The sequence below is a fragment of the Streptomyces nitrosporeus genome (assembly GCF_008704555.1).
GTDB classification, from domain to species: domain Bacteria; phylum Actinomycetota; class Actinomycetes; order Streptomycetales; family Streptomycetaceae; genus Streptomyces; species Streptomyces nitrosporeus.
On the sequence record NZ_CP023702.1, the window covers coordinates 6,321,111 to 6,341,099 of the forward strand.

Consider the following 19,989-nt stretch of genomic DNA (forward strand, 5'->3'; position numbering starts at 1 on the left):
TCCGTCCCGCCGCCGCCCGGCCGTTCACCGGTCCGGCCACGCGGCGAGCCGCAGCCCGCTCTCGAAGCGGCGCGGCGCACCCGTGACCGGGTCGGTGAACTCCAGTACCCGCGCCAGCAGTTGCAACGGCCGCGCGAAGTCCTCCCGGCCGTCCTCCGGTTCGGGGAGCACCACCGGATAGACCGGGTCGTGGACGAGCGGCAGCCCCAGCCCGCTCATGTGCACCCGCAGCTGATGCGTACGCCCGGTGGCGGGCAGCAGCCGGTAACGGCCCAGCCCCTCCCGGTGCTCCAGCAGCTCGATACGGCTCTCGCTGTTCGGCTCACCCGGCTCCACCCGGGCCGCGATCACCCCGCGCTCCTTCACGATCCGGTTCCGCACGGTGCGGGGGAGCGCCACCTCCGGGCCGTACGGCGCCACCGCCTCGTACTCCTTGCGCACCAGCCGGTCCCGGAACAGCGTCTGGTAGGCGCCCCGCTCCCCGGGCCGCACGACGAACAGCACCAGGCCCGCCGTCAGCCGGTCCAGCCGGTGGGCGGGCTGGAGCGCGGGAATCCCCAGTCCGTCCCGCAGCCGGGCCACCGCGGTCTCGGTGATGTGCCGGCCGCGCGGGGTCGTGGCCAGGAAGTGCGGCTTGTCCGCGACGACGACGTGCTCGTCTTGGTACACCACCCCCACCGGGAACGGCACCGGTACCTCGGGCGCGAAGTCCCGGTGGAACCAGAGGAGGCGCCCGGCGGTGTACGGCTCGCCGCCGCCCACCGCACGGCCGTCCGCCCCGACGAACCGCCCCCCGGCCAGCATCTCCTCCACCCGCCCGGCCCCGACCGCCCCCGCGAACCGGTCCAGCAGGTGGTCCCGCACGGTCGGCCACGCCCCGGCGGCGTCCTCCGGCAGCCGCACCCGCACCGGATCGACCCCGGCACGCTGCGGCAACGGGGCGGCGGGGGGCCTGGCCCGGCCTCTCATCCAGGGAGTTCCTCTCAGGCGACGGGGCGCGGGCCGCCCTCGAAGGCGCCCGGCGGGCCCGTGCGACGCGGGACCGGGGCCATGGCCCCGCCCTCACGGCTCCGGAAACAGGAAAACCCCACACGAAGTGGGGTTCCTGCTGGTGTCCGAGGGGGGACTTGAACCCCCACGCCCGATAAAGGGCACTAGCACCTCAAGCTAGCGCGTCTGCCATTCCGCCACCCGGACCGGGTGCGTCTTCCCGGGCCTCGCCCGTTCCGACGTGGAAAACCATAGCAAACATTCGGGGGTGCTCGATCACACCCCCGGGGCCGCCGGCCCGGGAGCGCGTGTGACAGGCGCGTGACGCCGGGCGGGCGGCCTTGGGTGTGCGGGGCGGGCGCGGGAGGATGGGGGGCACGCACCACCGCGCCAGTGGAAGGAAGCAGCGTGAGCGAGAGCAGCACGGCCGAAACCGTGTCCGGCGGGTCCGCCGAGAGCGAGGTCGTGGACCTCTGCCGTGACCTGATCAGGATCGACACCAGCAACTACGGCGACCACTCCGGGCCCGGTGAGAGGAAGGCGGCCGAGTACGTCGCCGAGAAGCTCGCCGAGGTCGGGCTGGAGCCGCGGATCATCGAGTCCCACAAGGGCCGCGCCTCCACCGTGGCCCGTATCGAGGGCGAGGACCCCTCCAGGCCCGCTCTGCTGATCCACGGCCACACCGACGTGGTGCCGGCCGACGCGGCGGACTGGACGCACGACCCGTTCTCGGGGGAGATCGCGGACGGGTGCGTGTGGGGACGCGGCGCGGTCGACATGAAGGACATGGACGCCATGACCCTCGCGGTCGTACGCGAACGCATGCGCAGCGGCCGCAAGCCCCCGCGCGACATCGTGCTCGCGTTCCTCGCCGACGAGGAGGCGGGCGGCACGTACGGCGCGCGCCACCTCGTCGACCACCACCGCGACCTCTTCGACGGCGTCACCGAGGCGATCGGCGAGGTCGGCGGCTTCTCCTTCACCGTCAACGAGAAACTGCGCCTCTACCTGGTGGAGACCGCGCAGAAGGGCATGCACTGGATGCGGCTCACCGTGGACGGCACCGCCGGGCACGGTTCGATGACCAACAGCGACAACGCCATCACCGAGCTCTGCGAGGCCGTCGGGCGGCTGGGGCGGCACACCTGGCCGGTCAGGGTCACCAAGACCGTCCGGTCCTTCCTCGACGAGCTGTCCGACGCGCTGGGCACCCCGCTCGACCCCGAGGACATGGAGGCCACGCTCGCCAAGCTGGGCGGGATCGCCAAGATGATCGGCGCGACCCTGCGCAACTCCGCCGCGCCCACCATGCTCGGTGCCGGTTACAAGGTCAACGTGATCCCCGGGCAGGCCACCGCGCACGTCGACGGGCGCTTCCTGCCCGGTTACGAGGACGAGTTCCTCGCCGACCTCGACCGCGTCCTCGGCCCCCGCGTCCGGCGTGAGGACGTGCACGGGGACAAGGCGCTGGAGACCAGCTTCGACGGCTCCCTCGTGGACGCCATGCAGATCGCGCTGAAGGCCGAGGACCCCATCGCCCGTGCCGTGCCCTACATGCTCTCCGGCGGCACGGACGCGAAGTCCTTCGACGACCTCGGCATCCGCTGCTTCGGCTTCGCCCCGCTGAAGCTGCCGCCGGAGCTGGACTTCGCCGGGATGTTCCACGGCGTGGACGAGCGGGTCCCGGTGGACGGCTTGACGTTCGGGGTACGGGTGCTCGACCGGTTCCTCGACCACGCCTGAACCGGGGATGCCAAGAATGGCAGGGAAGCCAGGGACGCCAGGGAAATCAGGGGTTCCTGGGGCACCTGAATTCGCCAGCGTGTACGTACATAGCCGGAAAGAGTGAAACACGTGACGCGCTCGTAGCTCCTTCACCCTCTCCTCGTTGCACATGATGCGGTCCGCGGCTGGGATCGCACATACCGACACAGGAGGAATAATGATCAAGAAGGTCGTCGCCATCGCGGCTGCCACCGGTGGTCTCGTGCTCGCGGGTGCGGGCATGGCCGCCGCCGACGCGGGTGCCCAGGGTGCCGCCATCGGCAGCCCCGGCGTGCTCTCCGGCAACGTCGTCCAGGTTCCGGTCCACGTCCCGGTGAACGTCTGCGGCAACACCATCAACGTCATCGGTCTGCTGAACCCCGCCTTCGGCAACGTCTGCATCAACGACTGACGTCGTCGTACGTCAACCCGTAAGGGTGTGAGTCCGGCCGGCCTCGGAGTGCGCGCCATGCACTCCGGGGCCGTCGGCCATTTGTCCCCGCACGGTTGTGCCGGGGGGTGTTCCAGAAGCCAGAAGGCAGGAAAGCAACCTATGCGACAGGTCACACGTAAAGGCCTGATCACCATGGCAGCGGCGGGCGGCGTTCTCGCGCTCGGCGGGGGGTACGCACACGCGGACGCGGGTGCGGCAGGCGGTGCGTCGAACTCACCGGGCGTACTGTCGGGCAATTCCATCCAGGTTCCCGTCCACGTTCCCGTGAACGTCTGCGGAAACTCCGTGGACGTCGTGGGCGCGCTCAACCCGGCGAGCGGGAACGGCTGCGGCAACGGGCCGGCGTACGCCGCTCACGCACAGTCCCCGGACAGCGCCCCGGCCGGCGGGCACGGGGCCGGCGGCCGGGAAGCCGGCGACCGGGGGACCGGGAGCCACACGTCCGAAGGACACGGCCCGGACGCCTACGGCTCCGGCGGCCAGGCGTCCGCGTACGACGAGACCCGCGGCAGCGGGGCGGGCACCGGCAGGCACCGGGCGTCCGGCGCCTCGGCGGAGGGTGAGGCGACGGGTTCGCCCGGCATCCTCTCCGGCAACCAGGTACAGGTCCCGATCGAGGTGCCCGTCAACCTCTGCGGCAACAGCATCACCATCGGCGGTCTGCTCAACCCGGTCTTCGGCAACGACTGCGAGAACGGGACCGGCCCGGCCACCCCCGAGGTGCCGCAGACGCCCGGGACCCCGCACGAGCCGGTGAAGCCGTCGGAGCCCTCTGAGCCCAGGGCCCCCGAGACCCAGTTCCTGTCCGACGAACAGCTCGCCCAGACCGGTGCGGGCGGCGCCGGACTGCTGATCCCGGCCGGCGCCGGGGCGCTGCTCGCGGGTGCGGGCGCGGTTCTCTACCGCCGGTCGCGCGCGGCCGCGTAACACCGGTACGCCCGGCCGTACGCCGGAAGAAGGAGCGGGTTCCGCGGGACGCGGGGCCCGCTCCGTGGTTCCGGGAGGCGGCCCGGGGTGTGAGCGAAGTCTCCGGGCGAGGAACCACGGGGCCGGACCCCGGGGCGGCCCCCGGTTACCAGGTCGCCCGTATCTGGCGGATGATGCGGCGCCGTAGCCGCACTCTCCGGCTGCCGTCGAGGCGCAGCGTCAGGCGGTCCAACTCCCAGTGTCCGTACTCGGCGTGATCGGTCAGCAGGCGGGTCGCGTCCTTGCGGGACACCCCGCGTGGGACGTACACATCGATGAATTCGTATTCCGGCATCGCATCTATTGTGCGGGCAGAGGTCCGGTACGGATAGCGTCTGCACCATGTCTGATGCTGCGCAGCCCACCGCTGCCGAGGTACGCTCCGCCGCCGATGCAGTCAAAGCCGCGATCGACCGCCACCTCGAGGCCGTCGAACGCCGCACCGGGGACGACGACCCCGCCGTCTACGACGCGTTCAACGCGCTGGCCGCCGCGGCCGAGGTCTACGACGAACTCCTCTACGACCGCCACGACGAGGTCACGCCCTTCGAGATCCCGGGCGTGGACGAGTCCCTGCCGCCGTACGCGGGTCCCGCCGAACCGCACGCCCTGAGCGTGCTGATCCGGCGCGACTACGCGGTGGCGGAACCCCAGCGGCTGATGGCCCAGGCGCAGCGGCTCGCGGACCTGGATCCGGACCGGCCCGACGACACCGCGGCACCGGCCGGCGGCAGTGTGCACGCGGCACTCGGGGTGCTCTTCGGTGAGTACGAGCCGGACGAGATCGCCACCAGGCACCTGGAGTTCGGCCTGGAGGAAGGGGACTCCACCCTCTGGGTCGCGGCGGCCGACGACCTTCCCGAACCGGGGGAATGGCTGGGCGCGCCCTTCGACGACACCGATCCCGCCACGGTCGTGTGCCGCTTCGACGTCAGCTCGGTCTTCGACGAGGACGACGAGGACGGTACGGACCCGGGCGCCGGGGGAGTACGCCGGATCTGAGGTCCGCCGTGTGGTCCGGGACGCCGGGGCGGGGTCTTCCCGCCGTGCCCCGGGAGGGCCGGGACGTCCCCGGAGCACGCGGCACCGCCGCCCCGGCCCGGGGACACGGCGGCCGGCGTCCCGGCCCCGGACCACGCCGGCGCCGCACCGCCCGGCGTCCCCCGCCGTCCGGGCCGTGCCGGTGGCTACGGCGCCCGGCCGTCCGGGGCGGGCAGTGCCTCCAGCAGCGGGCGGAGACGGGTCGTCCGCTCCTGCACCGGGACCGCGGCCACCGCGTGGGGGAGCGCCTGGTCCGCACCGTGCACCACGGACAGGTGCCGCTCGCCCCGGCTGAAGGCGGTGTACACCCAGGGCCGGCTCAGACCGCGTGCCACGTCGCCCGGCAGGACCACGACCACGGCGGGCCAGCGCGTCCCGGCGGCCTGGTGGGCGCTGACCGCCCAGCCGTGCCGTACCGAGGACTCGACCCGGTCCGGGGGCACGACGACCGGCGTCCCCGCGCAGTCCAGGCGCAGCCCCTCGGCGTCCGCCGAGACGACCGTCCCGGGGACGGCCCGCCCCGGAGCCGGTACGTGGATCACCCGGTCCCCGGGGTCGAAGCCGCCGAACCGGCCGGGCCCGGGGTTCAGACGCTGCTTCAGCGCCGCGTTCAGCGCCGTGGTGCCGGCCGGGCCGCGGTGCCCCACGGTGACCACCTGGGTGCCGGCCGGCGGGACGCCGATGGCGCGCGGCACCGAGTCGGCGACCAGCTGCACCGTGCGGTGCACCGCCTCACCCGCGTCCCGGACGGGAACGATCACGACCTCCTTGCCGGGGGCGTCGACCTGGCCGAGCTCCCCGATACCGATGCCGGACACCAGCTCGCCGATGGGCCCGGGGTCCGGTGTGCGGGAGACCACCACGGGGCACGCCCCGGACGCGAGCACATCCGCGAACACCCGCCCCGCACCGGCCGATCCGAGGACCCCCGGGTCGCCGCTCAGCACCAGGCGGGTGCCGTCCGCGAGCGACTCCACCAGCATCGCGGCCGTCTCCACATCGAGCTGCGGGGCGTCCAGCACCACCAGCAGATCGACGGCGAGCGCCCCGTCCGCGTCCCGCCCGGGACCCGACGCCCCCGAGAGCAGATCGGCCAGGACCACGGCGGAGCGCGGGTCCCCGGTCGCGGCGGCCAGCCTGCGCGCCCCGTCCGGGCTGTGGGCCGTCCCCAGGGCGCGCAGCCCGAGGCCTGCGGCGGCGGTGATCAGGGCCGCGGGCTCGGCACGGGCGGCCTCGCCGCCGCTGTGCGCGAGCAGACCCGCCGTCGCGGCCGCCCGGATCAGCTCACCCGCCGAAGGGGACGGCGCGGCCGCGACGGCCCCGGACCAGTCGGCGCCCCTCTCGCAGGAGTTGGCGAGCCTGGCCAGGCCGTCGGCGAGCGCCTCCTCGGCGAGCGCGTACCGGTCGAGACCCAGCAGGACCCGGGCCGGAGGCCCCTCGTCCCCGCCCGGCCCGGAGCCCTCCGCCGGGGCTCCGGGACCGTCGTCCACGGGTTCGGCCCGCCCGGCGCCGTCCTCCGCGGGATCCGGCCCCTCGTGGAAGGCGAGTACGACGCCCTCGGCCACCGCACGGGCCACGGCCTCCCCGGCATCGGTGACACCGCGCCCGGCCAGCGCCGCCCGGACCTCGGAGGCGTCCAGCGCGGTGTGCCCCTGCAGCGCGGCCCGCTCCAGCAGCCAGCCCACCAGGGCCGCCGTACGCCGTTCGTCGTCCGGGGAGCAGCCGGGGCCGAGCAGGGCACGGGCGAAACCGTCCGCCTGCTCCGGGCGTACGCCGGGCACCGCCAGCAGCTGCCACGGATCCTCGCCGAGCAGTGCCGCGGCCTGCTCACCGAGCGTGGCAGCCGTCGGCGGGGCCAGCGACCCGGGGGCCCCGCCGCGGGCGAGTACCGCCGCCACCGAGGACACCGCCTCGGGCGGGACCGGGCGCACGGCGGCGGGCGCGGGCCGGTGGGCGGGCCGCTCCGCGGGCGCGGGAGCAGGCTCGGCCCGGCGCGGCGCGGGCGCGGGGGAGTCGAAGAAGGCCGTCCCGGCCTTCTCGCCGCTCTCCACGGCCCGCACGGCCGCCAGCAGATCGGCCGCGGGGCCGCTCAGCTTCGCGCCCGCGGAGACGGGGCCGCCCCGGGCCGCCTTGCGCTTCTCGATCCGCTCCCGCAGCTCCCGCTGGGCGGCCAGCTCGGCCTCGGCCTCCGACAGCTCCGCGGCCTTCCCCGCCCCGTCGGCCTCCCCGCCCTCCCCACCAGGGCTGCCGCCCGGGGTACCGGGACCGTCGTCCTCCCCGTCGGGGCCGCCGTCCGGGGCGCCATGGACGCCGTCCTCCCCGTCGGAGCCGCTGTCCGGGATGCCGGGGCTGCCTTCCGGGGTACCGGGACCGTCGTCCTCCCCGTCGGGGCCGGCCTCCGCGCCGTCCCCGGCGGGTGCGCCGGCGTCGTCGGCGGCCTCCGCGCGCGCCTCGTCGTTCTCGGCCGCGGGGTCCGGGGATTCGCCCCGGGGAAGCGCAGTCACAGCGTGCTCCAGTCCTGGTCGGGATAGCGGTGCACGGGCGCCGACACATCGTCGAGCGCCTGGCAGATCTCGTCAGGAAGCGTAAGCGCCTCCACCGACAGCGCCTCCGACAGCTGACGCGCGTTGCGTGCGCCGACGACCGGGGCCGCCACCCCGGGGCGGTCACGGACCCAGGCCAGCGCCACCTGCAACGGCGTGGCCGCCAGCCCGTCCGCGGCCGTCACCACCGCGTCCACGATCCGGCCCGCCGCCTCGTCCAGATACGGTTCGACGAACGGGGCCAGCAGTTCCGAGGCGCCCCGCGAGCCGGACGGCGTCCCCGTCCGGTACTTCCCCGTCAGCACCCCCCGCCCGAGCGGGGACGACGGCAGCAGCCCCACCCCCAGGTCCCGCGCGGCCGGCAGTACCTCCCGCTCCACGCCCCGCTGGAGCAGCGAATACTCCATCTGGGTACTCGCCAGCCGGGTGCGGACCCCCGGTGCGGCCAGCTGCCAGGTCGCGGCCTTGGCCAGCTGCCAGCCGCTGAAGTTCGACACCCCGGCGTATCTGGCCCGCCCCGACGACACCGCCAGGTCCACCGCCTGCAGGGTCTCCTCCAGCGGGGTCCGGGGGTCGAAGGCGTGGACCTGCCACAGGTCCACGTAATCCGTCCCCAGCCGCTCCAGGGACGCGTCCAGGGAGGCGAGCAGGTGCCCGCGCGACCCGTCGAAGCGGCGGCAGGGGTCCGGGACGCTCCCGGCCTTCGTCGCGACGACCAGATCCTGCCGGGGCACGATGTTCCCGACGAGCCGCCCCAGCAGGTACTCCGCCTCCCCGCTCCCGTACACATCGGCGGTGTCGACCAGGGTCCCGCCCGCCTCCCAGAAGGCCCTGAGCTGTTCGGCGGCGTCGTGCTCGTCGGTGTCCCGGCCCCAGGTCAGGGTGCCGAGCCCGATCCGGGACACACGAAGGCCGGTGCGGCCGAGATGCCTCTGCTCCATGGGCGCTGAGATTACTGGCCGGGGCCCCGCCCGCGGGAAGCCTGTGGACAACCCGGCCCCCTGAGCCGGGGCCTGCCGGATTCCCGCGGCCCGCGCTAGAGTCCGGACACACGTACGTTACTGATCGGTAGAGGGAGTGTGGCCCATGCGGCTCGGCATCAATCTCGGTTACTGGGGAGCCGGTATGGACGGCGACAACCTCGCCGTCGCCCAGGAGGCGGACCGCCTCGGTTACGACGTCTGCTGGGCGGCCGAGGCCTACGGCTCCGACGTACCGACGGTGCTGGCCTGGGTGGCCTCGCAGACCGAGTCCATCGACGTCGGCTCCGCCATCATGCAGATCCCCGCCCGCCAGCCCGCCATGACGGCGATGACCGCGGCCACCCTCGACTCGCTCTCCAAGGGCCGCTTCCGGCTCGGCCTCGGCGTCTCCGGCCCCCAGGTCTCCGAGGGGTGGTACGGCGTCAAGTTCGACAAGCCGCTGGCCCGCACCCGCGAGTACGTCGAGATCGTGCGCAAGGCGATGTCCCGGGAACGGCTGTCCTACGAGGGCGAGCACTGGACGCTGCCGCTGCCCGACGGCCCCGGCAAGCCCATCAAGCTGACCGTCCACCCGCAGCGCGAGCACATCCCGCTCTACATCGCCGCCATCGGCCCGAAGAACCTGGAGCAGACCGGCGAGATCGCCGACGGCGCCCTGCTCATCTTCCCGTCCGCCGAGCACCTGGAGGAGACGGCGGTCAGCCACCTGCGGGCCGGACGCGAGAAGGCCGGCAAAACCATGGACGGCTTCGACGTCTGCCCCACGCTGCCCCTCGCCGTCGGCGAGGACGTCAACGGCCTCGCCGACATGTTCCGCCCCTACACCGCCCTGTACGTCGGCGGCATGGGCAGCCGCAAGCAGAACTTCTACAACAACCTCGCCCGGCGCATGGGCTACGAGAAGGAAGCCGCCGAGATCCAGGACAAGTACCTGTCCGGTGACAAGAACGGCGCCGCGGCCGCCGTCCCGCACGAGCTCATCGACCGCACCACCCTGCTGGGGCCCGTCGAGCGGATCGCCGACCGGATGCAGGCCTACGCCGCGGCGGGCGTCACCACCCTGACGCTCGCCCCCGCCGGTTTCACCCTCGACGAGCGTCTCGCCGCCCTGCGCGCCGGCACCGAGGCACTGGAGCGGTCGGGCCTCGCCTCCTGACCCCGCGGGGCCGACCGGCCCGCCGCCCCACGCCGGTGGCGGGCCGGGGGGCCGGTGCCGGGAAGCGGTGCCGCCCGGCGGCGGACCCCCCCGGCGGACCACCTCGTGTTGCCTACCGGCGGGTACGGAAATTGACTGTCGCTCCGCGGACACCGGTGCGAAAGGCGGCAGTGATGCTCTCGGCGAAGAGTCTGTTCCAGGAGATCCTCGACAACGACGACTCGTACCGCCTGTTCTGCTCGATCGCGGCGGGCGGGGAGGCCCAGGGCGGCTGGGAGAACGGCCGGATCGCCGCCCTCGTCCCCGCGTCGCTCCGCGGTCTCGGCCCCAAGATCGCCCGGCACGGCGCCGACGAGGACAAGCACGGACGCATCTTCAACGCCCTGCTCAGGCAGCGCGGTCTGACACCGGCCGAGGTGCCCCACGAGACGGACTACACCCTCCTCCTGGAACGCCGGGGCATCGGGCTCGCCCACGAGCGGCTCAGCCGCGACACCCCCCTCACCGAGCGGGACATCATCGTCTACCTGTGCCACAGCCGGGTGACCGAACAACGGGCCTCCGAACAGATGCGGCTGCTGCTCCGGCTGTTCGCGGACCACCCCGCCGTCGGACGCGCCGTCCGGATGATCTCCCGCGACGAGGACAACCACCTCGCCTACTGCCACGAGGAACTGCTCCGCCTCGCCGCCGCCGGGCACGGCCGCACCGTCCGGGCCGTGCTGCGTGACTGCGCGCTCGCGGAGATCAGGGTCTACCGGGACGTCAGCCTCGCCGTGATGGACCACATGGGCGCCCTGCTGGGCTGGACCCGCGCCAGGAACGCCGTCCTGGCCGCCGGGATCCACGCGACGTACGCCTACGAGAGGCTGGGCGGCTGGCGCCGGATGGTGAGCCTGCGGCAGCCGGCCCGCACCGACGCGCTGGGCACCGGCACGGCCCCCGAGGCGGAGTACGCCTGAACCCGGCCCGCGCCCTCAGAGCCAGCCGCGGCGCTTGAACTGGCGGTACAGACCGAGGACCGTGAGCACCATCAGCGCCAGCACCGCCGGGTACGCCCACACCTGGCGCAGTTCCGGCATGTGCTCGAAGTTCATCCCGTAGATCCCGGCGACCATGGTGGGGACGGCGGCCATCGCCGCCCACGCCGAGATCTTCCGCATGTCGTCGTTCTGCCGCACACCCACCTGCGCCAGATGCGCGGACAGGATGTCCGAGAGCAGCCGGTCCAGGCCCTCCACGTGCTCGTTGGCCCGGGTCAGATGGTCGCTCACGTCCCGGAAGAAGGGCTGCGAGTCCTTGTTCACGAAGGGCACCCCCGCGCTCGCCAGCCGCGCGACCGGTGCGGCCAGCGGCCCGGTGGCCCGGCGGAACTCCAGGATCTGCCGCTTGAAGGTGTAGATGCTCGCCGCGGTGTTCCTGGTGTCCGAGCCGGTGTCCGGGGCGAAGACCTCCGCCTCCAGCTCCTCCAGGTCGTTCTGGAGCTCGGCGGCCACCTCGATGTAGTGGTCCACCACCGCGTCACCCACCGCGTACAGCACCGACGTCGGCCCGTGCCCGAGCACCTCCGGCTCGGCCTCCAGACGCCGCCGTACGGCCGCGAGCGGCGCGCCCTCGCCGTGCCGCACCGTCACCACGAAGGAGTCGCCGATGAACAGCATCAGCTCGTCCGCGGTGACCACGTCGTTCTCCGCGTCGTAGACCACCGGCTTGACGACCACGAAGAGCGAGTCGTCGTAGACCTCCAGCTTGGGCCGCTGATGGGCGCGCAGGGCGTCCTCCACCGCCAGCGGGTGCAGCCCGAACTCGCTGCTGACCCGGTCGAACTCCTTCTCCGTCGGCTCATGGAGCCCGACCCAGACGAAGGCGTCCCCCGCCTCCCGGGCCAGGGCGAGGGCGTCGGCGAAGTCGGCGGGGCCCTCGGTCCGGCGTCCGCCCCGGTAGATGCCGCAGTCCACGATCACGCGCGCATTCTTCCCTGCTGTCGGTTTCCGTGCATCCCCCGTGTGCCCTCCCCGGGACGATCCGTAACCCGGACCCGGCCGGGGACGGCCGGGCAGCCCGTACGCTGGCAGGTATGCCCACGCTCATCCTCGTACGCCACGGACGCTCGACCGCCAACACCGCGGCGGTCCTCGCCGGGCGGACCCCCGGGGTCGCGCTCGACGGACACGGCGCGCGGCAGGCCGCCGCGCTGCCCGGCCGGCTGGCCGGCGTACCCCTCGTGGCCGCCGTCAGCAGCCCCCTGCAGCGCTGCCGCGAAACCCTCCAGCCCCTGCTCGCCGCCCGCCCCGGCCTCCCGCTGCACACCGAGGAGCGGATCAGCGAGTGCGACTACGGCGACTGGTCGGGGCGCAAGCTGGCCGAACTCTCCGACGAGCCCCTGATGTCCGTGGTCCAGCAGCACCCCTCGGCCGCCGCGTTCCCGGGCGGCGAGTCCATGCGGGCCATGCAGGCCAGGGCGGTCGACGCGGTACGCGACTGGAACAGCCGGATCAAGAGCGCGCACGGCGACGACTCGGTCTATCTGATGTGCTCGCACGGCGACATCATCAAGGCGGTCGTCGCCGACGCGCTGGGCATGCACCTCGACCTCTTCCAGCGCCTCCACGCCGACCCCTGCTCGGTCACCGCGATCCGCTACACCCGGCTCCGCCCCTTCCTGCTGCGGCTGGGAGACACCGGCGACCTCGGCGCCCTGGCACCGCGCGAACCCGCCGCGGACGCGGACACGCCGGGCGGCACGGGGACGGACACGGCATCGGACGCGGCCGTAGGGGGCGGCGCGGGGGCACCGTGATCGCATCGCGCAGTAGGGTGGACGCGCCGTAGCGGCCTCGCGGGCCAACTCCCGCCGGGCCCCGGCCGCCCCATCCGCCGTCACATTTCTCAAGGGAGACAGGACGTGTCCCGTCAGGTGTTCCTCTACGACCCACCGGACCGCTTCGTGGCCGGCACGGTCGGGCTGCCTGGCCGCCGTACGTTTTTCCTGCAGGCGTCCTCGGGCGGGCGGGTCACGAGTGTGGCCCTGGAGAAGACCCAGGTCGCCGCGCTGGCCGAGCGGATCGACGAGCTCCTCGACGAGGTCGTACGCCGTACCGGGGGCAACTCGCCGGTGCCCGCCGTGGCACCCGTCGAAGTCGCCGACACCGCGCCGCTCGACGTCCCCGTCGAGGAGGAGTTCCGCGTCGGCACGATGGCACTCGCCTGGGACGGCGAGGAGCAGCGCATGATCGTCGAGGCGCAGGCCCTCGTCGAACTGGACGCCGAGTCCGAGGACGACCTCGCCGAGGCGGAGGAACGCCTCCTGCAGGACGAGGAGAACGGCCCGCCCATGCTGCGGGTCCGGCTCAGCGGCGCCCAGGCGCGGGCGTTCGCCAAGCGCGCCCTGGACGTCGTGAACGCCGGCCGGCCGCCGTGCCCGCTGTGCAGCCTCCCCCTGGACCCGGAAGGACACGTATGCCCGCGCCAGAACGGATACCGTCGCGGCACCTCCTGAGCGGGGACGGGCTGCGCACCCTGCTCGCCGAAGGCGAACTCACCGTCCTCGGACAGGTGCGGGGCGCCTCGAACGCCGTCCTGCACTGCACGGTCTCCCACGCGGGCGAGGAGCGCCTCTGCGCCTACAAGCCCGTCGCCGGGGAGCAGCCGCTGTGGGACTTCCCCGACGGCACCCTCGCCCAGCGGGAGGCGGCCGCCTACGAGATCTCCGAGGCCACCGGATGGGGCCTCGTACCGCCCACCGTGCTGCGGGACGGCCCCTACGGCCGCGGGACGTGCCAGCTGTGGATCGAGGCCGACGACGCGCAGGAGGCGGACGAAGCCGCCCCGGCGGCCCCCGGGGACGGTTTTGGAGCGGCGGACGAGGCGGCGGGGGCGCTCCGGCTCCTGACGCCGCTGCTCGCGCTCGTGGCGGGCGAGGAAGCCCCAAAGGGCTGGAAGGCCATCGGCTTCGCCGAGGTGGGGCAGGGGCGGACCGCTCTTCTGGTGCACGCCGACGACCCCCGGCTGCGCAGGCTCGCGGTCCTCGACGCGGTGATCAACAACGGCGACCGCAAGGGCGGCCATCTGCTCTCCGGCCCCGGCGGCCAGCTGTACGGCATCGACCACGGCGTCACCTTCAACGCCGAGGACAAGCTGCGGACCCTGCTGTGGGGATGGGCCGGCGAGCCCCTCACCGCCGAGGCCGCCGCCGTCCTCGACCGGCTCGCCGCCGGCCTGGAACCGGGCACGCCGCTCGCCACCCGGATGGGCGAGCTGATCACGAGCGCCGAGCTGGACGCGCTGCGGGCCCGGGTCGGTGCCCTGCGGGCGTCGGGCCGCCACCCCGTCCCCGGCGGGGAGTGGCCCGCCATCCCCTGGCCGCCGGTCTGACGCCCTCCTACGGCAGGGCGCCCGTATCCGCAAGACCGCCTCTTCGGACAGGATCCCCGGTCCGGTTCGTATCCGGAAGCATCGTCCGGTTACGCTCATGACATGCATGCCTGGCCCGCTTCTGAGGTCCCCGCCCTGCCCGGCAAGGGCCGCGACCTTCGGATCCACGACACCGCGACCGGCGGACGGATCACCCTTGACCCCGGTCCCGTCGCCCGCATCTACGTCTGCGGCATCACGCCGTACGACGCGACCCACATGGGTCATGCGGCGACCTACAACGCGTTCGACCTCGTGCAACGCGTGTGGCTCGACACCAAGCGGCAGGTCCACTACGTCCAGAACGTCACCGATGTGGACGACCCGCTGCTGGAGCGGGCCGTGCGCGACGGCGAGGACTGGACGGAGCTCGCCGAGCGCGAGACCGCCCTGTTCCGCGAGGACATGACCGCCCTGCGCATGCTCCCCCCGAAGCACTACATCGGGGCCGTCGAGGCGATACCCGGCATCGTCCCGCTCGTGGAGCGCCTGCGGGACTCGGGCGCCGCCTACGAGCTGGACGGTGACGTGTACTTCTCCGTCGAGGCGGACCCGCACTTCGGCGAGGTCTCCCACCTCGACGCCGAGGCGATGCGCCTGCTCTCCGCCGAACGCGGCGGAGACCCGGAGCGCCCCGGCAAGAAGAACCCCCTCGACCCGATGCTGTGGATGGCCGCCCGCGAGGGCGAACCGAGCTGGGACGGCGCGAGCCTCGGCCCCGGCCGGCCCGGCTGGCACATCGAGTGCGTGGCCATCGCGCTGGACCACCTGGGCATGGGCTTCGACGTCCAGGGCGGCGGCTCCGACCTGGTCTTCCCGCACCACGAGATGGGCGCCTCGCACGCCCAGGCGCTGACCGGCGAACACCCCTTCGCCCGTGCCTACGTGCACGCCGGCATGGTCGCCCTGGACGGCGAGAAGATGTCCAAGTCCAAGGGCAACCTCGTCTTCGTCTCTGCGCTGCGCCGCGAGGGAGTGGACCCCGCGGCGATCCGGCTCGCCCTGCTCGCCCACCACTACCGCTCCGACTGGGAGTGGACCGGCCAGGTCCTCGCCGACGCCGTCGAGCGGCTCGCCCGGTGGCGGGCCGCGGTCTCCCGGCCCGACGGCCTGTCCGCCGACGCGCTCGTCGACGAGGTGCGGGACGCGCTGGCCGACGACCTGGACTCCCCGGCCGCGCTCGCTGCCGTCGACCGCTGGGCCGAGCGGCAGAGCGCGGGCGGCGGTACGGACGAGGGCGCACCCGGCCTGGTCTCCCGCACCGTCGACGCGCTGCTGGGCGTCGCGCTGTAGGAGGCATGGCGAGGAGGGGAGCCCCTTCTCGTCAGCCCCCCGCCCCTTCGCGGGACCCGCGCTGAGGCGCCCCCGCCGGACGGGAACGGCCCCGGACCTCACCGTGAGGTCCGGGGCCGTTCCCGTGCCGGTGTCACTCCGCGGGCGGTCCGCCGCCGGGGCCGGCGGCCGGATCGTCGGGCCCGTCCTTCTCCCCGGAGCCGTCGCCGCCCGGGCGGGCGCTCCCGGGGCCGTCCTTCCCCGGACGGCCGCCCTCCGCCCGGTCCGGACGCGGGGGCCGCGGCGGCCGGGTCCGGCCGCCGGAGGTGTCCCGCAGATAGGGGACGTCCCCGCTCTCCGCTACGGGCCCGGGCGCCTGCCCCGGACCGCCGACGTCCCGGCGGCGGAGGCAGCGCTCGAACTCGCGGGCGATGGCCTCGCCCGACGCCTCGGGCAGCTCCGCGGTGTCCCGGGCCTCCTCCAGCGTCTGCACGTACTCCGCCACCTCGCTGTCCTCGGCGGCGAGCTGGTCCACGCCGAGCTGCCAGGCGCGGGCGTCCTCGGGGAGCTCGCCCAGCGGGATCCGCAGGCCGAGCAGATCCTCCAGCCGGTTGAGCAGCGCCAGCGTCGCCTTGGGGTTCGGCGGCTGCGACACGTAGTGCGGCACCGCCGCCCACAGGCTCACCGTGGGCACCCCGGCGTGCGTGCAGGCCTCCTGGAGGATGCCGACGATGCCCGTGGGCCCCTCGTACTTCGTCTCCTCCAGGTCCATCGTCCTGGCCAGGTCCGGATCGGAGGTGACCCCGCTGACCGGGACCGGCCTGGTGTGCGGGGTGTCGCCCAGCAGCGCCCCCAGGATGACGATCATCTCGACGCCGAGCTCATGGGCGAAGCCCAGGATCTCGTTGCAGAACGACCGCCAGCGCATGGAGGGTTCGATACCGCGGACGAGCACCAGGTCGCGGGGCTTCTCCCCGCCGACACGGACCACCGACAGCCGGGTCGTCGGCCAGGTGATCCTGCGGGCTCCGTCCTCCAGCCACACCGTGGGCCGGTTGACCTGGAAGTCGTAGTAGTCCTCGGCGTCGAGCGCCGCGAAGACCTCGCCCTTCCACTCCCGGTTCAGATGTCCGACCGCTGTGGAGGCGGCGTCACCGGCGTCGTTCCAGCCTTCGAACGCGGCCACCATGACCGGGTCGATCAGCTCGGGTACTCCCTCGAGCTCGATCACCCAGGCCTCCTTCCGAAGTTCCCTTGCGTACGCATCAACCTTACGACTTCCCCGCCCTCTCCCCGCAGCCTGTTTGCGTGGACGAGCGAACCATGCCGACCAGTGATTCATCCGAGCTGTTTCCTGCCGAAACCGGGCGAATATCGGCCTGCCCCTGGACCGGGGGGTCGGAGCGGGGATATACATCGGATGACCAAGAAGAGGTCCGATGTTATTTCCCTGGGGGCGCACATGAGTCTGACCGTCACAGGCGTCGAGGTCCACGACGTCCGCTTTCCCACCTCGGAGGAGCTCGACGGTTCCGACGCCATGAACCCCGACCCCGACTACTCCGCCGCCTACGTCGTCCTGCGGACGAACGGGACCGCCGGGGCCGACGGGACCGGAGAGGGGCCCGCGCCCGAGGGGCACGGTTTCTGCTTCACCATCGGGCGCGGCAACGACGTCATGGCGGCCGCGATCGGCACACTCCGCCCCCATCTGCTGGGCCGCCCCGTCTCCCGCACCGCGGCCGGACTCGGCGCCCTCTACCGCGAACTCACCCATGACTCCCAACTCCGCTGGCTGGGACCGGAGAAGGGGGTGATGCACATGGCGGCGGGCGCGGTCGTCAACGCCGCGTGGGACCTCGCCGCGAAACTCGCCGGGCAGCCCGTGTGGCGGTTCCTGGCCGGGATGACCCCCGAGGAGCTAGTCTCCCTGGTCGACTTCCGCTACCTCACCGACGCCCTCACCCCCGACGAGGCCCTGGCCCTCCTCCGGGCCGCCGAACCCGGCCGGGCCGAGCGCACCGAACGGCTGCTGGCCGAGGGGTACCCCGCCTACACCACCTCGCCGGGCTGGCTCGGCTACGACGACGACAAGCTGGTACGGCTCGCCCGGGAGGCCGTCGCCGACGGCTTCACCCAGATCAAGCTCAAGGTGGGCGGCGACCTCCACGACGACGTCCGCCGCCTCGCCCTGGCCCGCCGGGCGGTGGGCCCGGACATCCGGATCGCCGTCGACGCCAACCAGCGCTGGGACGTGGAGGGGGCGATCACCTGGATGAAGGCCCTCGCCCCCTACGACCCGTACTGGATCGAGGAGCCGACCAGCCCCGACGACGTACTCGGCCACGCCGCCGTGCGCGCGGGACAGCCGGTCAAGGTCGCCACGGGCGAACACATCGCCAACCGGGTCGTGTTCAAGCAGCTGCTCCAGGCCGGCGGCACCGACTTCGTGCAGATCGACGCGGCCCGGGTGGCCGGCGTCAACGAGAACCTCGCCGTCCTGCTGCTCGCCGCCAAGTACGGCGTACCGGTCTGCCCGCACGCGGGCGGCGTGGGACTGTGCGAACTGGTCCAGCACCTGTCGATGTTCGACTACGTCGCCGTGTCCGGCACCTGGGAGGACCGGGTCATCGAATACGTCGACCACCTCCACGAGCACTTCGCCGACCCGGCCGTCATCCGGGCCGGACGCTACGTCACGCCCCGCGCCCCGGGCTTCTCCGCCCGGATGCTTCCCGCCTCGCTCGCGGACCACGCCTACCCGGCCGGCCCCGTCTGGCGGGCACGCCGTACTCCCGCCCCCGCCCACCGCGTCCCCGAGGAGACCACCCGATGACCACCGCACGGGAATTCGACGGACTGTCCGCCCTCGTCACCGGCGGCGCCTCCGGCATCGGCGCCGCCGTCGCCGCACTGCTGCTGGCCCGGGGCGCCCGGGTCGCCGTACTTGACCGGGACACCGCCGGGGCGCCCGCCGGGGTGCTGGCGATCGAGGCGGACGTCACCGACGACGGGGCCGTACGCGCCGGGGTGGAGCGGGCGGCCGGTGAACTCGGCGGCCTGCACACCCTCGTGTCCAACGCGGGGATCGGCTCCATCGGCACCGTCGAGGAGAACGACGACGAGGAGTGGGCCCACGTCCTGGACGTCAACGTCCTCGGCATGGTCCGCACCGCCCGCCACGCCCTGCCCCACCTGCGCGCGGCCGCCGCCGAACGCCCCGGAGCCGTGTCGATCACCCAGACCTGCTCGATCGCGGCCACCGCCGGCCTGCCCCGGCGCGCCCTGTACGGCGCCGCCAAGGGGGCGGTGCTCGCCCTCACCCTCGCCATGGCCGCCGACCACGTCCGCGAAGGGGTCCGCGTCAACTGCGTCAACCCCGGTACGGCGGACACCCCGTGGGTCGGCCGGCTGCTCGACCGGGCCGAGGACCCGCACGCCGAACGCGCCGCCCTGGAGGCCCGCCAGCCGATGGGCCGGCTCGTCTCCGCCGACGAGGTCGCCGCCGCCATCGCCTATCTGGCGAGCCCGTCCGCCGCCTCTGTCACCGGCACCGCGCTCGCCGTCGACGGCGGGATGCAGGGCCTGCGGCTGCGTCCCGCCTGAACCCGGCGGCCCCGCCCGGCCCGGCGCTCTCCGGCGGGCCCGCCCGGGGGGCGTCACAGCGTCGAACGCAGCCACTGCTCCACACTCGCCACGTGCACCGTCGCCCAGGACCGGGCCGCCTCGGCGTCGCGGTCCCGCAGCGCGGCGAGGATCGCCCGGTGCTCGTGCAGGGTACGGCTGACCGCGTCCCGCTGGGTGAGCCCGCGCCAGACCCTGGCGCGGGTGGTCGGCCCGGACAGGCCGTCCAGCAGCGAACACAGCACCGAGTTGCCCGACGCCTGGACGATGCCCCGGTGGAACTCCAGATCGGCGGCGACCAGCTCCTCCACCGACGGGCCGGGCCCCAGCGCGTCCAGCTGCGCGCCCAGGGCGTCCAGCCGTTCCTCGTCGATGCGCGGCGCCGCCATCGCCGTGGCCGCCGGCTCCAGGATCCTGCGTACCGCGAGGAACTCCAGCACCGTGTCGTCGCGGTGGAAGTCCACCACGAAGCTGAGCGCCTCCAGCAGGAGCTGGGGGTCCAGGCTGGTGACGTAGGTGCCGTCGCCCTGACGGACGTCGAGGATCCGGATCAGCGACAGCGCGCGCACCGCCTCGCGCAGCGAGTTGCGGGACAGCCCCAGGCCGGCGGCGAGTTCGCTCTCCTTGGGAAGCCGGTCGCCGGGTGCCAGGGCGCCCGAGACGATCATCCCCTTGATCTTCTCGATCGCTTCGTCGGTGACGGCCATGAGGGGCCTCCTCGCACAAGACATCCGATGTATGGAGTCATTATGCGGCCAGAACCCCGTACCGCTCCCCGAGGGG

19 protein-coding genes and 1 tRNA gene are annotated in these 19,989 nt (G+C 73.7%); 12 read left to right on the forward strand and 8 right to left on the reverse strand.

What is annotated here, in order from left to right:
- Window positions 1-24: 24 nt before the first annotated feature.
- Window positions 25-969 carry a pseudouridine synthase gene (locus tag CP967_RS27935; protein ID WP_150490621.1) on the reverse strand — a complete coding sequence of 315 codons (945 nt, stop codon included), beginning with the start codon at window positions 967-969 and terminating at the stop codon, window positions 25-27.
- Between the two features lie 140 nt (window positions 970-1,109).
- Window positions 1,110-1,197 (reverse strand) — tRNA-Leu (locus CP967_RS27940).
- A 201-nt stretch (window positions 1,198-1,398) separates the two neighbouring features.
- Here CP967_RS27940 and CP967_RS27945 point away from each other — a divergent pair.
- From CP967_RS27945 to CP967_RS27955, 3 genes are all read left to right on the forward strand, one after another.
- Window positions 1,399-2,733 (forward strand): M20/M25/M40 family metallo-hydrolase, encoded by a 1,335-nt coding sequence (locus tag CP967_RS27945; protein WP_150490622.1) that lies wholly within the window; start codon window positions 1,399-1,401, stop codon window positions 2,731-2,733.
- Window positions 2,734-2,932: 199 nt separating this feature from the next.
- Window positions 2,933-3,166: a chaplin ChpH gene (gene chpH / locus CP967_RS27950; protein WP_150490623.1), complete on the forward strand. Its 234-nt coding sequence runs from the start codon at window positions 2,933-2,935 to the stop codon at window positions 3,164-3,166.
- Between the two features lie 141 nt (window positions 3,167-3,307).
- Entirely contained in the window at window positions 3,308-4,135 is an 828-nt protein-coding gene (locus CP967_RS27955; RefSeq protein ID WP_150490624.1) for a chaplin, read from the forward strand.
- 145 nt (window positions 4,136-4,280) lie between these two features.
- Here the strand turns inward: CP967_RS27955 and CP967_RS27960 are convergent, their stop codons facing one another.
- Window positions 4,281-4,469 (reverse strand): DUF5703 family protein, encoded by a 189-nt coding sequence (locus CP967_RS27960; RefSeq protein WP_150490625.1) that lies wholly within the window; start codon window positions 4,467-4,469, stop codon window positions 4,281-4,283.
- 47 nt (window positions 4,470-4,516) lie between these two features.
- Between CP967_RS27960 and CP967_RS27965 the strand changes: the two genes are divergently transcribed.
- Window positions 4,517-5,176, forward strand: coding sequence for a hypothetical protein (locus tag CP967_RS27965; protein ID WP_150490626.1), 660 nt, complete (start codon window positions 4,517-4,519; stop codon window positions 5,174-5,176).
- A gap of 185 nt (window positions 5,177-5,361) precedes the next feature.
- Here CP967_RS27965 and CP967_RS27970 read toward each other — a convergent pair whose 3' ends face one another.
- Entirely contained in the window at window positions 5,362-7,719 is a 2,358-nt protein-coding gene (locus tag CP967_RS27970; protein WP_150490627.1) for an ATP-dependent DNA helicase, read from the reverse strand.
- On the reverse strand, window positions 7,716-8,699 hold the full coding sequence (locus CP967_RS27975; protein ID WP_150490628.1) for an aldo/keto reductase: 984 nt from the start codon (window positions 8,697-8,699) through the stop codon (window positions 7,716-7,718). Before CP967_RS27975 ends, CP967_RS27970 begins: the two co-directional genes overlap by 4 nt.
- Window positions 8,700-8,844: 145 nt before the next feature.
- On the opposite strand from CP967_RS27975, the gene CP967_RS27980 reads away from it, so the two are divergent.
- Window positions 8,845-9,897 (forward strand): LLM class F420-dependent oxidoreductase, encoded by a 1,053-nt coding sequence (locus tag CP967_RS27980; protein WP_150490629.1) that lies wholly within the window; start codon window positions 8,845-8,847, stop codon window positions 9,895-9,897.
- A 173-nt stretch (window positions 9,898-10,070) separates the two neighbouring features.
- Window positions 10,071-10,859, forward strand: coding sequence for a ferritin-like domain-containing protein (locus tag CP967_RS27985; protein WP_150490630.1), 789 nt, complete (start codon window positions 10,071-10,073; stop codon window positions 10,857-10,859).
- Between the two features lie 15 nt (window positions 10,860-10,874).
- Here the strand turns inward: CP967_RS27985 and corA are convergent, their stop codons facing one another.
- Window positions 10,875-11,861 (reverse strand): magnesium/cobalt transporter CorA, encoded by a 987-nt coding sequence (gene corA / locus CP967_RS27990; RefSeq protein ID WP_150490631.1) that lies wholly within the window; start codon window positions 11,859-11,861, stop codon window positions 10,875-10,877.
- A 113-nt stretch (window positions 11,862-11,974) separates the two neighbouring features.
- Between corA and CP967_RS27995 the strand changes: the two genes are divergently transcribed.
- The 4 genes from CP967_RS27995 to mshC all read left to right on the forward strand — a co-directional run bounded on the left by CP967_RS27995 (window position 11,975) and on the right by mshC (window position 15,603).
- Window positions 11,975-12,697 (forward strand): histidine phosphatase family protein, encoded by a 723-nt coding sequence (locus CP967_RS27995; RefSeq protein WP_150490632.1) that lies wholly within the window; start codon window positions 11,975-11,977, stop codon window positions 12,695-12,697.
- 105 nt (window positions 12,698-12,802) lie between these two features.
- Complete coding sequence (locus CP967_RS28000; RefSeq protein ID WP_150490633.1) at window positions 12,803-13,396, forward strand: DUF3090 domain-containing protein; 594 nt, start codon at window positions 12,803-12,805, stop codon at window positions 13,394-13,396.
- Window positions 13,357-14,271: an SCO1664 family protein gene (locus CP967_RS28005; RefSeq protein WP_150490634.1), complete on the forward strand. Its 915-nt coding sequence runs from the start codon at window positions 13,357-13,359 to the stop codon at window positions 14,269-14,271. Before CP967_RS28000 ends, CP967_RS28005 begins: the two co-directional genes overlap by 40 nt.
- A 102-nt stretch (window positions 14,272-14,373) precedes the next feature.
- On the forward strand, window positions 14,374-15,603 hold the full coding sequence (gene mshC, locus CP967_RS28010) for a cysteine--1-D-myo-inosityl 2-amino-2-deoxy-alpha-D-glucopyranoside ligase (protein ID WP_150490635.1): 1,230 nt from the start codon (window positions 14,374-14,376) through the stop codon (window positions 15,601-15,603).
- Between the two features lie 133 nt (window positions 15,604-15,736).
- Here the strand turns inward: mshC and CP967_RS28015 are convergent, their stop codons facing one another.
- Complete coding sequence (locus CP967_RS28015; RefSeq protein WP_150490636.1) at window positions 15,737-16,813, reverse strand: PAC2 family protein; 1,077 nt, start codon at window positions 16,811-16,813, stop codon at window positions 15,737-15,739.
- A gap of 231 nt (window positions 16,814-17,044) precedes the next feature.
- On the opposite strand from CP967_RS28015, the gene CP967_RS28020 reads away from it, so the two are divergent.
- Window positions 17,045-18,418 (forward strand): L-fuconate dehydratase, encoded by a 1,374-nt coding sequence (locus CP967_RS28020; RefSeq protein ID WP_150492089.1) that lies wholly within the window; start codon window positions 17,045-17,047, stop codon window positions 18,416-18,418.
- Window positions 18,415-19,188, forward strand: coding sequence for an SDR family NAD(P)-dependent oxidoreductase (locus CP967_RS28025; RefSeq protein WP_150490637.1), 774 nt, complete (start codon window positions 18,415-18,417; stop codon window positions 19,186-19,188). The genes CP967_RS28020 and CP967_RS28025 overlap by 4 nt, the downstream gene beginning before the upstream one ends.
- 53 nt (window positions 19,189-19,241) lie before the next feature.
- Here CP967_RS28025 and CP967_RS28030 read toward each other — a convergent pair whose 3' ends face one another.
- Window positions 19,242-19,913 (reverse strand): FadR/GntR family transcriptional regulator, encoded by a 672-nt coding sequence (locus tag CP967_RS28030; protein WP_150490638.1) that lies wholly within the window; start codon window positions 19,911-19,913, stop codon window positions 19,242-19,244.
- Between the last annotated feature and the right edge of the window lie 76 nt (window positions 19,914-19,989).

Bases quoted from the DNA above. Each gene is read 5' to 3' on its own strand.
- CP967_RS27975 (WP_150490628.1), bottom strand. From the start codon at position 8,699: ATGGAGCAGAGGCATCTCGGCCGCACCGGCCTTCGTGTGTCCCGGATC.
- CP967_RS27985 (WP_150490630.1), top strand. From the start codon at position 10,071: ATGCTCTCGGCGAAGAGTCTGTTCCAGGAGATCCTCGACAACGACGAC.
- CP967_RS28020 (WP_150492089.1), top strand. From the start codon at position 17,045: ATGAGTCTGACCGTCACAGGCGTCGAGGTCCACGACGTCCGCTTTCCC.
- CP967_RS27980 (WP_150490629.1), top strand. From the start codon at position 8,845: ATGCGGCTCGGCATCAATCTCGGTTACTGGGGAGCCGGTATGGACGGC.
- CP967_RS27960 (WP_150490625.1), bottom strand. From the start codon at position 4,469: ATGCCGGAATACGAATTCATCGATGTGTACGTCCCACGCGGGGTGTCC.
- chpH (WP_150490623.1), top strand. From the start codon at position 2,933: ATGATCAAGAAGGTCGTCGCCATCGCGGCTGCCACCGGTGGTCTCGTG.
- CP967_RS27995 (WP_150490632.1), top strand. From the start codon at position 11,975: ATGCCCACGCTCATCCTCGTACGCCACGGACGCTCGACCGCCAACACC.
- CP967_RS28025 (WP_150490637.1), top strand. From the start codon at position 18,415: ATGACCACCGCACGGGAATTCGACGGACTGTCCGCCCTCGTCACCGGC.
- CP967_RS28005 (WP_150490634.1), top strand. From the start codon at position 13,357: ATGCCCGCGCCAGAACGGATACCGTCGCGGCACCTCCTGAGCGGGGAC.
- mshC (WP_150490635.1), top strand. From the start codon at position 14,374: ATGCATGCCTGGCCCGCTTCTGAGGTCCCCGCCCTGCCCGGCAAGGGC.
- CP967_RS27955 (WP_150490624.1), top strand. From the start codon at position 3,308: ATGCGACAGGTCACACGTAAAGGCCTGATCACCATGGCAGCGGCGGGC.
- CP967_RS27965 (WP_150490626.1), top strand. From the start codon at position 4,517: ATGTCTGATGCTGCGCAGCCCACCGCTGCCGAGGTACGCTCCGCCGCC.
- CP967_RS28030 (WP_150490638.1), bottom strand. From the start codon at position 19,913: ATGGCCGTCACCGACGAAGCGATCGAGAAGATCAAGGGGATGATCGTC.
- CP967_RS27935 (WP_150490621.1), bottom strand. From the start codon at position 969: ATGAGAGGCCGGGCCAGGCCCCCCGCCGCCCCGTTGCCGCAGCGTGCC.